Source organism: Agrobacterium sp. 22-226-1, assembly GCF_053522345.1.
Window position 1 is genome coordinate 222,520 of the sequence record NZ_JBNWCP010000002.1, and the last position, 13,267, is coordinate 235,786.

The 13,267-nt window shown below is 61.1% G+C and carries 13 protein-coding genes; 3 read left to right on the forward strand and 10 right to left on the reverse strand.

The features are described from left to right. Positions 1-15: 15 nt before the first annotated feature. The 8 genes from ACQZ5K_RS04010 to kduI form a co-directional block, all read right to left on the reverse strand. Positions 16-1,296, reverse strand: a complete 1,281-nt coding sequence (locus ACQZ5K_RS04010) for a TRAP transporter large permease (RefSeq protein WP_059757073.1) — start codon at positions 1,294-1,296, stop codon at positions 16-18. Beyond that, the gene (locus tag ACQZ5K_RS04015) at positions 1,297-1,818 is read right to left on the reverse strand and encodes a TRAP transporter small permease (protein ID WP_003522682.1); all 522 of its coding nucleotides are present in this window, start codon (positions 1,816-1,818) and stop codon (positions 1,297-1,299) included. 69 nt (positions 1,819-1,887) lie between these two features. Continuing rightward, entirely contained in the window at positions 1,888-2,865 is a 978-nt protein-coding gene (locus ACQZ5K_RS04020; protein WP_137004566.1) for a TRAP transporter substrate-binding protein, read from the reverse strand. Between the two features lie 143 nt (positions 2,866-3,008). Then, positions 3,009-3,887, reverse strand: a complete 879-nt coding sequence (locus tag ACQZ5K_RS04025; RefSeq protein WP_137004567.1) for an amidohydrolase family protein — start codon at positions 3,885-3,887, stop codon at positions 3,009-3,011. Then, positions 3,884-5,020, reverse strand: a complete 1,137-nt coding sequence (locus ACQZ5K_RS04030; protein WP_448739702.1) for a D-galactarolactone cycloisomerase — start codon at positions 5,018-5,020, stop codon at positions 3,884-3,886. Before ACQZ5K_RS04030 ends, ACQZ5K_RS04025 begins: the two co-directional genes overlap by 4 nt. A gap of 36 nt (positions 5,021-5,056) precedes the next feature. After that, positions 5,057-5,968, reverse strand: a complete 912-nt coding sequence (gene kdgD, locus ACQZ5K_RS04035; RefSeq protein WP_003522686.1) for a 5-dehydro-4-deoxyglucarate dehydratase — start codon at positions 5,966-5,968, stop codon at positions 5,057-5,059. A 114-nt stretch (positions 5,969-6,082) separates the two neighbouring features. Continuing rightward, the gene (kduD, locus tag ACQZ5K_RS04040) at positions 6,083-6,826 is read right to left on the reverse strand and encodes a 2-dehydro-3-deoxy-D-gluconate 5-dehydrogenase KduD (RefSeq protein WP_137004569.1); all 744 of its coding nucleotides are present in this window, start codon (positions 6,824-6,826) and stop codon (positions 6,083-6,085) included. Further along, a complete protein-coding gene (gene kduI, locus ACQZ5K_RS04045; protein ID WP_137004570.1) occupies positions 6,823-7,647 on the reverse strand; it encodes a 5-dehydro-4-deoxy-D-glucuronate isomerase in 825 nt (274 codons plus the stop codon). Before kduI ends, kduD begins: the two co-directional genes overlap by 4 nt. A gap of 137 nt (positions 7,648-7,784) precedes the next feature. Here kduI and ACQZ5K_RS04050 point away from each other — a divergent pair, with 137 nt between their 5' ends. The 3 genes from ACQZ5K_RS04050 to ACQZ5K_RS04060 all read left to right on the forward strand — a co-directional run bounded on the left by ACQZ5K_RS04050 (position 7,785) and on the right by ACQZ5K_RS04060 (position 9,790). Beyond that, positions 7,785-8,582: an NAD-dependent epimerase/dehydratase family protein gene (locus ACQZ5K_RS04050; protein WP_137004571.1), complete on the forward strand. Its 798-nt coding sequence runs from the start codon at positions 7,785-7,787 to the stop codon at positions 8,580-8,582. Between the two features lie 110 nt (positions 8,583-8,692). Next, positions 8,693-9,430 carry a FadR/GntR family transcriptional regulator gene (locus ACQZ5K_RS04055; protein WP_137004572.1) on the forward strand — a complete coding sequence of 246 codons (738 nt, stop codon included), beginning with the start codon at positions 8,693-8,695 and terminating at the stop codon, positions 9,428-9,430. 42 nt (positions 9,431-9,472) lie between these two features. Next, complete coding sequence (locus ACQZ5K_RS04060; RefSeq protein ID WP_003522691.1) at positions 9,473-9,790, forward strand: cupin domain-containing protein; 318 nt, start codon at positions 9,473-9,475, stop codon at positions 9,788-9,790. 8 nt (positions 9,791-9,798) lie between these two features. On the opposite strand, the gene ACQZ5K_RS04065 is transcribed toward ACQZ5K_RS04060, so the two are convergent. Then, positions 9,799-11,031 (reverse strand): M24 family metallopeptidase, encoded by a 1,233-nt coding sequence (locus ACQZ5K_RS04065; RefSeq protein WP_448739703.1) that lies wholly within the window; start codon positions 11,029-11,031, stop codon positions 9,799-9,801. Between the two features lie 206 nt (positions 11,032-11,237). Continuing rightward, a complete protein-coding gene (locus ACQZ5K_RS04070) occupies positions 11,238-13,241 on the reverse strand; it encodes an aldo/keto reductase (protein WP_137004574.1) in 2,004 nt (667 codons plus the stop codon). Positions 13,242-13,267: the final 26 nt, after the last annotated feature.

The following is a 13,267-nucleotide window of genomic DNA, read 5'->3' on the forward strand; positions in this document are numbered from 1 at the left end:
TTGAGAGCGCTGGAATTACCGGAACAGTGACGGCAACCACAGGGACAGCGACGGAATATAGGTGACGGCAAGCAGCACCGCGATGCTGGCTCCGAAGAACGGCCAGATCGTCCGCATCGCTTCCCGTATCGATATGCCGCCGACCGCGCAGCCGACGAAAAGCACCGTTCCGACTGGCGGCGTGTTGAGCCCGATACCGGCGTTCAGGATCATCACGACGCCGAAATGTACGGGGTCGATGCCGAAGGCCTTCACGACCGGCAGAAGCACCGGCGTGGATATGATGACCATCGGCGCCATATCCATAAAGGTGCCGAGCAACAGCAGGATGACGTTGATGACGAGCAGCACGATGATCGGATTGTCCGAAATCGCGCTGATTGCGGCAATCATCAGCGTCTGCACCTGCAGGAAGGCCATCAGCCAGCCGAAGGACGCCGCCGTGCCGATGACCAGCAGAACCATGGCCGTCGTGCGCACCGCACCCATCACCGCCTCCACGAAACCGCTCCAGTCCAGTTCGCGATAGACCAGCATCGCAACGAGGAAGGCATAGAGAACCGCGATGCAGGAACTTTCCGTCGCGGTGAAGATGCCCGAACGAACGCCGCCGAAGATGATGCCGATCAACAGGATGCCGGGGAACGAAGCCAGGAGATAATACATCAGCTTCGAGAAGCCGGGGAACGGCTCGGAAGGGTAACCCTTACGCCGGGCAACGATATAGGCCGTCACCATCAGCGCCGCTGCAAGCAGGAAACCCGGAACAATGCCGGCGGTGAAGAGATCGGCCACCGAAACATTTCCGCCCGCCGCAATCGAATAAAGGATCATATTATGCGAGGGCGGTATCATCAGCGCGATGATCGCCGCATTGACCGTGACATTGACCGCATAGTCCCTGTCATAACCGCGCTTGGCCATTTGCGGGATCATCAGACCGCCGACTGCGGAGGCATCGGCCACGGCCGAGCCGGAAATGCCGCCGAACAGCGTCGAGGCCACGATGTTGACCTGGCCGAGACCGCCGCGCAGGTGTCCCACGAGGCCGGCCGCGAAGCGGATGAGGCGATGGGCGATGCCGCCGCGCACCATCAGGTCGCCGGCGAAGATGAAAAACGGTATCGCCATCATCGCAAACACGTTCATGCCGGAATTCATCTGCTGAAACACGACAATGGGCGGCAGGCCGAGATAAAGAACCGTGGCGAAAGAGGCTATGCCGAGGCAAAATGCTATCGGCGTGCCGATCAGCATCAGCAGGGTGAAGACCCCGAAGAGAATGGTGTAAGCCATCTACGCTGCCTCCTGCACGATCACATCGGCCGCAATCTCCTCGCCGATGGCGAGATCGACGAAACGTTCAGCCGCAAACAGCGCGATGAGGAAACCGCCACCGATCAGCGGGAAGAAATCCGTGCCGCCCGGCCAGCCGAGAACCGGGATCGTCGCCGTCCATGTGCCCATGGAAAGCGAGGTGCCATACCAGGCCATGCCGGCGCCGAAGAAGAAGATCAGGGCAAGGCTGGTAAGGTCCATTCCCTTCTGCACGCGTGGCGGCATCATGTAGCGCAGGATATCCAGCCCCAGATGCACGCTTTCGCGCACGCCCACCGCCGCCCCCAGCATGATGAACCACGACATGAGATGCAGCGACAGCGGCTCCGACCAGCTGGGTGAATCGTTCAGAATATACCGCGCAAAGACCTGCCAGCCGACGATAAGCGTCATGGCGATCATGCCGATACCGGCAATATAAAGCGACGCGTGGCTGAGCGCGCCGAGAAAAGGGCGAATGGCCCGCATGAAATTTCGCATTGTCTGTTCCTCCGCGTCAACGGCGACAAAAGAAAACCGGCCCTGTTCCCAGGGCCGGTTTTCCGCGCTTTACTTGACCGCTTTCACCCGTTCCAGAAGGTCTTTCATCTTCGGATCGGTGACGAACTTGTCGTAGACCGGACCCATCGCGGCAGCGAATTCCTCCTTGTTGACCTTGATGACATTGACGCCACCGGCGCGGACCTTTTCTTCCGATGCCTTTTCGCGGGCGCTCCAGAGCTCACGCATCTTGCCGACCGAATCCTTGGCCGCCTGACGCAAGAGCTTCTGATCTTCCGGAGAGAGCTTGTCGTAAGAGACCTTGGAAATGACGAGGATTTCCGGGTTCAGCGAATGTTCCGTCAGGGAGTAGTTTTTCGCGACCTCGTAGTGACGGGCGGATTCGTAAGAGGGCCAGTTGTTTTCCGCACCGTCGACAACGCCCGTTTCAAGCGAAGAATAGACCTCGCCCATCGGCATCGGCGTCGGGTTGGCGCCAAAGGCCTGCATCATCGAAATCCACAGATCCGACTGCTGCACGCGGATTTTGAGGCCCTTCAGGTCCGCGAGTTTTTCGATGGGCTTTTTGGTGGTGTAGAAGGAACGTGCGCCGGAATCGTAAAAGGCAAGACCGACGAGGCCGTGCGGTTCGAAGGCCGCCAGAACCTCATCGCCGATCGGGCCGTCGACCGTATTGTGCATGTGCTCCGTCGAGCGGAACAGGAAAGGCAGACCAAGAACGGTGGTCTCCTTGACCAGATTGTTGAAGGGCGCGGCATTGACGCGGTTCATGTCGATGACGCCGAAGCGGGTCTGCTCGATGGTATCCTTCTCGCCGCCGAGAACGGAATTGTTCATGACCTGTATCTTGATGCGGCCCTTGCTGCGCTCGGCCAGAAGCTCGCCCATGTATTTCACCGCTTCGACCGTCGGATAACCGTCGGGATGAATATCGGCCGAACGCAGGGTGATTTCCTGCGCCTTGGCGGAAACACCGGCGAGCGCGATCCCCATCGCGACGCACATCATGCTTGCAATCTTTTTCATGCTTTCCTCCTCCATTGTTGAAACGACCCAGCCCTCCAAGGCTATCGGACCGATTTTTTTCACGCCCATCCGGGCCGGCATGCAAAGACCTTTCAGTTTAAAGGATGAGGGGGACCTCCCTTCCCCAGCCATCCCCGATTGACCTATGCCGCCGTGACTGGCGGCAGCTTGAACAGCGCTTCCGGGTTTTCCACCAGCGCGCGATGGCGCGCGGCATCGTCCGGCAGCCAGCCGAGTATGAGTTCCGCAAGGCGGGCATCGTCGGGATAGGCCGCCGTCTCGCGGATGGAGTTATGCGGCCAGTTGGTGCCCCAGACGATGCGCTCCGGCGCATGGGCGGCGATGACGCTCGAAAAGGCGGCGACGTCCTCATAGGGCCAGCTCTCACGCGAACTTTCGTAAACGCCGGCGAACTTGAACCAGAGATTGCCTCGGTCGATGAGTTTCAGAAGCCCCGCCATTTCCGGGCCATCGGTTTTGATGCCCTTGAAGAACTTGCCGTGGTGATCGAACACCCAGCGCGAGCGGATGTTCTGAAGGCGCGGCAGGTGATCGAGCAGCGTATTGCCGTCGAATTGCACCGCCACCATCCAGTCGGCCGCATGCGCGCGCTCGTCCACGGCTTCCAGCTCGGACAGGTTTACCGCACCGCCCGGCAGATCCATGATACGCGCACCGACAGCGCCTGCGGCGGCAAGCTTTTCCATGTCCTTTTCGGTCGTTCCCGCATCGATGATGACCACCGCGCGGGCCGCCTCGCCCATTTCCGCGACACAGGCGAGTGTGTTGCCGTTATCGCGCTGATGGGCGTTGCCCTGGGTGATGATGACCCGGTCGATGCCGAGCCATTGCATGAGGCTGCGATAATCTTCCGGTCCGGGCAGAGCGCCCGGCGGCAGGCCCGGTCCACCCGGCAGGGCGGGATAGTGGGGCAGATAGAGATGCATCTGCGTATCGACGGTGCCTTTCGGGAAAGCGGGCCGGGGCGCTGTGCCGCTCAGTTTTCTGACAAGTTCGCTCACGGGTCTGGCATCCTGAATTCAAGCAATGCGTCGCGGTTGATCTCTATGCCGAGGCCGGGGCCGTTCGGGATCGTGACGACGCCGTTTACCGCCTCTATCGGCTCGCTCAGCACGGCCTGCCGGAATGGATTAAAGGTGCGGTCGAATTCCATGATCGGCTCGATGGGATTGACCCGCACCGGATCGGGCGTCATCGCCGCCATGAATTGCAGGGCTGCCGCAATCTGTACGCCGGTGCCCCAGACATGCGGTACGATGCGCACACCGTGCAGCGTGGCGAGCGCCGCAATCTTCTGCGTTTCGGAAAAGCCACCGCAGCCGCAGAGATCGGGCTGGAGAATATCCACGGCGCCGGCGGAAAGCGCCTGCCACATGCCGTGACGCCCGTGCCAGGTCTCGCCGCCCGCAACCGGGATCGGCTGGCCGGCCCGCACCCGGGCATAGGCATCGAGTTGTTCGGGAACCACCGGCTCCTCGAACCAGTCGATACCATAGTCGGCGGCGCGGTTGCCGAGCGCGATGGCCTCGGTGACGGTGTAGCCGTGATTGGCGTCGATCATGAGCCGCATATCCGGCCCAATCGCCTCGCGCACGGCGGCGATGACGCGAAGGTCTTCCTCTATGCCGAAGCCGATCTTGATCTTGCAGGCATGAAAGCCGTCCGCCCGACGCTCCGCCATCTCGGAGGCATTGTCGGAAACGCGGTCAACGCCATCGCGCTTGAAGCTGCCGGTGGCATAGGCCCGCACGCTTTCGCGCCAGCGCCCGCCGAGCAGCATCGAGATGGAAGCGCCATAATGCTTGCCCTTGATGTCCCACAGCGCGATATCGATGCCGGACAGCGCCGTGAGGCTGAGGCCGCGCTGGCCCTGATCGCGCAGGGCATTATAAAGCACGGCCCAGATCTTTTCGGTCTCACGCGGGTCTTGGCCGATGAGCCAGCCGGAATAGGCCTGGACCACGGCGGCGTTGGGCCGCGCCGGGCCGAGGCATTCGCCCCAGCCGACGGTTCCGTCGTCGCATTCGATTTCCACCAGAATATGGGCGCGGCGGTCAAAACGCATGGATGCGCTTTCGAACGACGTGTCCAGCCGGTGTTCGAGCAGATGCGTGCGCACCGCTGTGATGTTCATGGCTCCCCTCCCGCTTGTCTCGATCAGGCCTCCAAATCAGGCTTTGCGCTTGTGCGTACCGATCAAGGCGTCGAGCATGCCGATTTCCTCATTGGTCAGGTCCTTCAGCGGCGCGCGCACCGGACCGGCGTTGAAGCCTTGCAGGCGAACGCCGGCCTTGACGGCGGAGACGGCATAACCCTTGGCGCGGTTGCGGATCGCCATGAACGGATAGAAGAATTCCGTCAGGATACGCTCGCAGGTGGCGCGCTCGCCGGCACGCAGGGCGGCGTAGAACTCATTGGCAAGGCCGGGCACGAAGTTGAAGACAGCCGAGGAATAGGTGGTGAAACCGGCGCCGAGATAGGCTTCGGCAAACAGTTCCGCCGTCGGCATGCCGCCGAGATACATCAGGCGATCACCCATCTTTGCGGTGATCTGGCGAACGAGACCGATATCGCCGGTGCCGTCCTTGAAGCCGACGAGGTTCGGGCATTCGTCGCAAAGACGCGCCAGCGTATCCGCCTGCAGCACGGAATTGTCACGGTTATAAACCATGACGCCGATGCCGACCGACTGACACACCTTCTTGATATGGGCGTAAAGGCCTTCCTGCGGCGCATCGATGAGATAATGCGGCAGAAGCAGGATGCCGTCCGCGCCGACCTTTTCGACCGAGCGGGCGATATCGACGGCGATCTCGGTGCCGTAACCGCAGCCGGAAACGATGGCGGTTTCACCGGCAACGTCCTTGGCGGCGGAAACGATGGTCGGAATTTCATCCGGCTTCAGCGAGAAGAACTCACCCGTGCCGCCGGCGGCAAACAGCACCGGCGCTTTATAACCGGCAAGCCATTCGACATGCGCCCTGTAGCTGTCCTGGGCGAAACGGCCCTCGGAATCGAAATGGGTGACCGGGAAAGACAACAGGCCAGAGCCGAGCGCCGCCTTGATTTGTTCAGGGTTCATGTTTGGTATTCCTTTGCAAATTCATTGACTGGAAGCCACCTAACCCGGTTGCCGCATGCTTGTCAACAATTCATCATACATGTTGTATGATGAATTGTTGAAATCTGTAACAGATCAGCGCGCCAGCCAGCCGCCATCGACATTGAGAATGGCGCCATGCACATAATCCGCCGCTGGCGAGGCAAGGAAAACCGCCGCCCCGGCTATATCGTCGGAATGGCCCCAGCGGCCGGCCGGAATACGCTCGAGAATGGCCTTGTTGCGGACCGCATCCGCGCGTAGCGCCTCGGTATTGTTGGTTTCGATGTAGCCGGGCGCAATCGCATTCACATTGATGCCCTTCGCCGCCCACTCATTCGCCAGAAGCTTGGTGAGGCCCGCGACGCCATGTTTCGCCGCCGTATAGGACGGCACGCGAATGCCACCCTGAAAGGAGAGGAGCGAAGCGATATTGACCACCTTGCCGGACCGGCCTTTCGCCAGCAACTCTTTCGCAAAAGCCTGGGTGGTGAAAAACAGCGCCTTGAGATTGACGTCCATCACCTCGTCCCAGTCGAGTTCGGAAAACTCGACGGAATCGGCACGGCGGATGATGCCGGCATTGTTGACGAGGATATCGAAACCGGCGTCAGCAAAACTGTCCTTCGCCGCCAGCGGATCGGCAAAATCGATGAGCAGTGCGCTGGCCTTGCCGCCGTCCCTGGCGATCATCTCCAGCGTTTCATCCGGCGCGCGGCGGGCGGCGCAGACCACCTCCGCGCCGGCAGCAGCGAGCCCCACTGCAATCGCCTGGCCAAGCCCTGTATTCGCGCCGGTGACGAGCGCCTTACGCCCCTGAAGCGAAAAGGGATTCTTCATTTCAGATCTCCCGGCTGGATGAAGTCCATGTCGGTGTAATCGACATTGTCTCCCGCCATAGCCCAGATGAAGGTGTAAGAACCGATACCGGCGCCGGAATGGATGGACCAGGGCGGGGAAATCGCACCCTCTTCATTCGAAATGAACAGATGCCGGGTTTCCTGCGGCTCACCCATCAGATGCAGCACGCGCGACTTCTCATCCATGCCGAAATAGAGATACGCCTCCATGCGGCGATCGTGAATGTGGGAAGGAATGGTGTTCCAGACGGAACCGTCCTCCAGCGTCGTATAACCCAGCACCAGCTGGCAGCTTTCCATGACCAGCGGATGGATGAACTGGTTGATGGTGCGCTTGTTGGAGGTTTCGGTCGCGCCGAGCTTGACCTCCTTGCTATTGGCCAGTGTCACGAGCTTTGCCGGCAGGCTGCGATGCGCCGGGCAGGAGGTGATGTAGAATCGCCCTGCCCCATCAAAGGTCACCGCACCGCTGCCTGCACCGAGATAAAGCACGTCGCCGCGATTGAGGGTGTAAGTCTCGCCGCCGGCGCTGACCTTGCCGGTCTCGCCGATATTGACGATGCCCATCTCACGCCGGTCGAGGAAGGACGGCGTTTTTGTCTCTTCCACCTTGTCCAGCGTCAGCGGCGCACCGTTCGGCACCGCGCCGCCCATCACGAAGCGGTCATAATGGGTATAGATCAGCCTGATTTCGCCGGAACGAAACATGTCGTTGGCGAGGAAATGCCGGCGGAGCCCTTCGGTATCCAGCGTTTTTGCATATTCCGGGTTCACGGCCTGCCTTGTTTCGACGGTCAACATCAAACTCATCCTTCATGATTGTTGCGTATGGCACATAATATATGTTATCCGCTTTTTGTACGATCTGTATGACAAGGTCAAGAGGCATAGGCATATCTCGACCACGCCAGGGACGTGCAACGCTGAGGAGAATGGCAATGAAACGGCTTCTTGTTACCGGTGCTGCGGGCCAGCTTGGCCGCGTTATGCGCAAACGCCTTGCATCGATGGCCGAGACCATTCGCCTTGCCGATCTCGCCCCGCTCGATCCGGCAGGCCCGAACGAGGAATGCATGCAATGTGACCTTGCGGATGCAGACGCAGTGGATGCCATGGTTGCCGGTTGCGACGGCATCGTTCACCTCGGCGGCATATCGGTGGAGAAGCCTTTCGAACAAATCCTTCAGGGCAACATCATCGGGCTTTATAATCTCTACGAGGCAGCCCGCGCCCATGGCCAGCCGCGAATTGTTTTCGCCAGCTCCAACCATACGATCGGCTATTATCCCCAGACCGAACGGCTTGGTCCCGACGTTCCCTTCCGCCCGGACGGCCTCTACGGCGTTTCCAAATGTTTCGGCGAAAACCTCGCCCGCCTGTATTTCGAGAAATTCGGCCAGGAGACGGCGCTTGTGCGCATCGGCTCCTGCACGCCGGAACCCACCAATTACCGCATGCTGTCCACCTGGTTTTCGCATGACGATTTCGTGTCGCTGATCGAGGCGGCGTTCCGCGCACCCGTTCTCGGCTGCCCGGTCGTCTGGGGTGCGTCGGCCAACGATGCGAGCTGGTGGGACAATTCGCATCTCGGCTTTCTGGGATGGAAACCGAAGGACAATGCCGAGACCTTCCGGGAGCACATCGCCCGGACAGTTCCCAGACCGGACCCGAGCGACGCGGTAGTCCGCTTTCAGGGTGGCGTATTTGTCGACAACCCGATCTTCAAGGAGACGTGAAATGTCGCACGGACCTTTCACGCTAAAACGGCGGGATTGCATGCCAGGCCGCGAATGACGTATCGAGGAACGGTGCACGCAACCGACATTTTTTCAGAACGGCGACCAAGATGACAAAAGCGACAAGTTCGGAACCGGCAGCTCCACAAGGCAGAACGCTTGTGGTGAAGGTTTCGGAGGAACTCCGCGGCCAGATCGCCAAGGGTCGTTACAAGACGGGCGAGCGCCTGCCCTCCGAAGCGCAGATGACGCAGGAATTCGGCGTCAGCCGTACCGTGGTGCGGGAGGCGATCGCCTCGCTGCGATCCGACGGCCTGGTGGAGCCGCGTCAGGGCGCGGGTGTTTTCGTACTGGAACCCGCACCCACTGAGCGGCGTCCATTCCACAATGTCGATCTCGCACGCGTCTCGTCGCTGATCGAAATGCTGGAATTGCGCACGGCCGTTGAAGGTGACGCCGCCGGTCTTGCCGCCATTCGCCGCTCGCCGGCGCAGGAGGAAAAGATCATTGAGGCCTTCGATGCCTTCCGCGCCAGCGCCACTAAGGGCGTGCCGACGGCGGAGGCCGATTTCGCCTTCCATCTCGCCATTGCCGAAGCGACCAACAATCCCCGCTTCAGCGAGTTTCTGCAGGTGCTCGGCCCCACCCTCATTCCGCGCCGCGCCGTGGCCGAAAACGGCACGGAAACCGTGCTTTCGCCCACCGATCTCGCCCGGCTCGTCGGTGAACACGAAGCGATCCTGATCGCGATACAGGACGGCGACGAGGAGGCGGCGCGCAGCGCCATGCGCAGCCACCTGAAAAGCAGCCAGACGCGTTATCGCTCCATGTTGCGCGCGCCGCGCTGAGACTACCTGTTTAAACCGCATTGCATGACTGAGGAGAACGATATGCAGCAGCTTCCGACCTTCCCCACCGTTTCCCCCGACGATGGCGTGGAGCGCACCGTGCTTTCCGAAGCGCCGGAACTGATGGTGGTCTCCTTCCGCTTCAAGACCGGCGCCGAAGGCAGGCTGCACAGCCATCCGCATGTGCAATCCACCTATGTCGCCAGCGGCAGCTTCCGCTTTTACCGCGACGGTGAGGCCTACGACCTTCAGAAGGGCGATAGCCTCGTCATTCCCGGCCATATCGAGCACGGCTGCCTGTGTCTGGAAGAGGGCGAGCTGATCGACTGCTTTACCCCGCGCCGCGACGATTTCCTCTGATCCGGCGCTCAGTCCGTCGATAAATCCCGCAAGGCGCGCGGCAGGCTGTTCATGCATTCCGCGCCGGAGGAGGTGACGAGGAACTGATCCTCGATCATCAGCGCGCCCAGCCCTTCACCATAGAAGGGCGCTTCGAGTGCGACCACCATGCCGGGAATGATGATTTCCGGATTATCATGGGAAAAGAACGGCCATTCCTCGATGCCCACGCCACCGCCGACGGAATGGCCGAAATGGCCGCGATAATATTCGCTGAAACCTTGCCTGCGCATCGAGGCCAGCATGGCGGCGTGCACAGCACCGAATGTATTGCCGGGACGAATCGCTTCCAGCCCACGGGCAAAGGCCTCTTCCAGGGCGCTGAAAACATCGGCGGCCAGCGGCGAGACCGGCCCCCACGAAAAACTCCGCGCGCCATCCGATGAATAACCGTCGACCAGCGTGCCGACATCGGCCTTGATGAGCGCACCCGGCGTGACAACCGCCGCCATATCCGACAAAGCGGGTCCGACGGATATGTAATCCCAATGGCCGCTCAGCGAAAACCCGGATTTCGCGGCATGGGCCTGTGCACCGGCCTTCCAGGCAGCGGAAAGCGCGCCGAGCGCCGCGCCGGGCCTGACGGCAGCGGCCATCGCGACCAGCCCGGCCTCCGCAGCAGTCGCCGCACGCCTCAGAAGCTCGATCTCACGCTCGGATTTCACGGCGCGCAGACGGCGCAGCACGGCCGATCCGTCAACCCAGTCGACATCGGGCAGCGCCTGACGCAGCGCCAGAAAATCGGCGGCGGGCATGAATTCGAGGTCTGCGCCAATGCGCGCCGCCGACAGCCCACGCTCCCGCAGCAGGTCAGCCAGCAGGCCGAAACAGGCGGCGCGGTCGAATGTTTCCGGCCTAGGGCCACCGGAATTGTTGCGGCGATAGGCATCGTCCACCTCCGCGGTGGTTTCGGCGCCCGACAGATCGACCATATCGATCCAGATACGATGGCAGCGCAGATCGATATCCGGCGCAGCCCTCGTGACAAGCGGGGCGGCATGATCGCTGACGACAGCGGCAAGTGGCGCATCGGCATCGGCCGGCACCAGCGCAATTGCCGAACCGGCCCTGCCCCACATGGTCGCGACACCGGCATGGGCGCCGACCGCATAACGGAAGGCTTCGGGCTGGAAAAGCACCAGCGCCTCGATATCCGCTTCCCGCATCAGTTGCTGGGCACGGCTTCGGTCGATATCGCTCATGGGGACCCCGGTAGGTTTATGAACCTACGCTTTAGCAGTCGCCGGGAGAGGAATGAAGGTGGAAGATGACATCTCCACCTCGAAGATCGCCAGTGGAACGAGTGGTTACCGCTTGTTTCTTCTCCCCGTCGGGGGAGAAGAAGCGAAAGGCAACGTCGCACCAAATGTCATTGAGATGGCGGATAAATCCGCCGTCTCATTGTCTTTCACGCCTCCAGCCACTTCACCTGCTCGGCCGTCAGCGCGATATCCAGCGCCGAAAGACTGTCCTCCAGCTCCGCAATCGTGCGCGGCCCGATCAGCGGAATGACCGGGAAAGGCTGGGCGATGACATAAGCGAGCGCGATATGGATCGGATGCCGCCCAAGTTTTTCGGCAAGCTCGATCGCCCGGTCGCGGCGGACGAAGTTGCGGTCGGAATACCAGACGCGGACGATTTCTTCATCGTTATGCTTGTCGCGCCCTGCCCTGTCCGTGAAAAATCCGCGCCCCTGGCTGGACCAGGCGAAATTGGGAATCTGGCGCGATTGCAGCCATGCCTTCCACTCATCGTCTGATGCAGCAACGCAGCCCGCCCAGATGGGATCGAGCATTTCCGCCAGCGAGAAATTGTTGGAAAGCGCGGCCGGAGCCTGCTTGCCGTTCTTCGCAGCATAGGCGGCCGCCTCATCCATGCGCTCGCGTGTCCAGTTGGAGCCGCCGAAAATGCCGCGAATGCGCCCGCGCCGGACTTCGGCATCCATCGCATCGACGAACTCGCCAACCGGCACGTCCAGATTATCGCGATGCATGAAATAGGCGTCGACATAATCCGTCTTCAGCCGCGCGAGCGACTGATCGAGCTGCTTTGCGATCATGTCAGGATAGCAGAGCGGCGAATGTGCACCCTTGCCGATCAGTACGATCTCTTCACGCGGCACGTTGCGGCTGGTGTGCCAGTCGCCGAAAATCGTCTCCGTCCTGCCTGCGCCATAAACATAGGCCGTATCGAAGAGATTGCCCCCCGCCTCGTAGAAGGCATCCAGCGTCAGGGATGCGGAAGCGAAATTGGGGAAGAATTCGAAACCGAGCGCGACCACGGAAGCGGGTTTGGCAAGTCCGGGAATCTGCCGCTTCGGCACTGCGTTTCCGGCCACGACCTTGCCGCCGGCAATATTGGCAACGCGCGAGGTTGCTTTTTCAATGCTGTATTCCAGACCGACGGATGCCCGCCATTGATCCATGACACGCAGATTGCCGAGGCTGTCGGCCCAGGCCATGCCGGGTGCATCGAATTCCTTTTTTCCCTGCCGGATCGCCTCGCCGGCCGCGTCGACCTCGAAGGAATAAAGCCAGCGATCCTCCGGCAACTCGATGGTTTCCACCTTGTCGCCCCTGATGATATCGATCCGCCCGGTGCCGCCCTTGTGGCCGGCGGCGAACCAGAAATCCTTGACCTCAATACGGCCCTCCGAGCCGATGATGCGCAGCACATTGTCCTGCGCCGCCATGATCGAGCACGAGACTTCGGCGACGATGCCGTTTGCGAATTTCAGCACGGCCGAGGCCCATTCATCGACACCCGACTGGCCGAGATGGGCGGCGCCCGCCACCTTTTCCGGTTCGGCAAAGGGTTTTCCGTCTACAGCGCCGGCGATCATCCGCACCATGGAAACCGGATAACCGCCGACATCGAGAATGCCGCCGCCCGCCGTTTCATTGGCAAAGAGCCGGTGATCGGCCCGGAACGAGCCCATGTTGAAACCGAAGCTGGAGCGGATGATGCGGATATCGCCCACCGCCCGGGCTTTCACCAGTTCCAGCAATTTCGAAGTCTGCGGGTGCAGGCGATACATATAGGCTTCGCCCGCGAAGACACCGGCCTTTTTCGCCTCGTGGAAAATGGCGTCGGCATCATAGGCGGAAAGCGCGATGGGCTTTTCCACCAGCACGTTTTTACCCGCCCGGACTGCCTTGATCGCCCATTCGGCATGGCCGGTATGGGGTGTGGCAATATAGACCGCATCGATATCGGGATCGGCAAGCAGCGCATCGTAACCCTTGATAAGGCGCGCACCGGCGAAGGCTTCGGCAAGGCCGGGCTTGTCCGGGTTGCGGGTGGCGATGGCCTCTAACCTGCCGGTGCGGGAATGGGCGATACCGTCAGCAAAGGTTCTGGCGATGGTGCCCGGGCCGATGATGCCCCAGCGGATCGGTTGTTCGGTCGTCATGAAATCCTCGTCCTTCATATCAGTCT

What these genes read in the sequence shown, in the direction of transcription:
- kduI (WP_137004570.1), bottom strand. Translation starts at nt 7,647, where the DNA reads ATGTTGACCGTCGAAACAAGGCAGGCCGTGAACCCGGAATATGCAAAA.
- ACQZ5K_RS04050 (WP_137004571.1), top strand. Translation starts at nt 7,785, where the DNA reads ATGAAACGGCTTCTTGTTACCGGTGCTGCGGGCCAGCTTGGCCGCGTT.
- kduD (WP_137004569.1), bottom strand. Translation starts at nt 6,826, where the DNA reads ATGAAGAATCCCTTTTCGCTTCAGGGGCGTAAGGCGCTCGTCACCGGC.
- ACQZ5K_RS04065 (WP_448739703.1), bottom strand. Translation starts at nt 11,031, where the DNA reads ATGAGCGATATCGACCGAAGCCGTGCCCAGCAACTGATGCGGGAAGCG.
- ACQZ5K_RS04020 (WP_137004566.1), bottom strand. Translation starts at nt 2,865, where the DNA reads ATGAAAAAGATTGCAAGCATGATGTGCGTCGCGATGGGGATCGCGCTC.
- ACQZ5K_RS04060 (WP_003522691.1), top strand. Translation starts at nt 9,473, where the DNA reads ATGCAGCAGCTTCCGACCTTCCCCACCGTTTCCCCCGACGATGGCGTG.
- ACQZ5K_RS04070 (WP_137004574.1), bottom strand. Translation starts at nt 13,241, where the DNA reads ATGACGACCGAACAACCGATCCGCTGGGGCATCATCGGCCCGGGCACC.
- ACQZ5K_RS04055 (WP_137004572.1), top strand. Translation starts at nt 8,693, where the DNA reads ATGACAAAAGCGACAAGTTCGGAACCGGCAGCTCCACAAGGCAGAACG.
- kdgD (WP_003522686.1), bottom strand. Translation starts at nt 5,968, where the DNA reads ATGAACCCTGAACAAATCAAGGCGGCGCTCGGCTCTGGCCTGTTGTCT.
- ACQZ5K_RS04010 (WP_059757073.1), bottom strand. Translation starts at nt 1,296, where the DNA reads ATGGCTTACACCATTCTCTTCGGGGTCTTCACCCTGCTGATGCTGATC.
- ACQZ5K_RS04015 (WP_003522682.1), bottom strand. Translation starts at nt 1,818, where the DNA reads ATGCGAAATTTCATGCGGGCCATTCGCCCTTTTCTCGGCGCGCTCAGC.
- ACQZ5K_RS04030 (WP_448739702.1), bottom strand. Translation starts at nt 5,020, where the DNA reads ATGAACATCACAGCGGTGCGCACGCATCTGCTCGAACACCGGCTGGAC.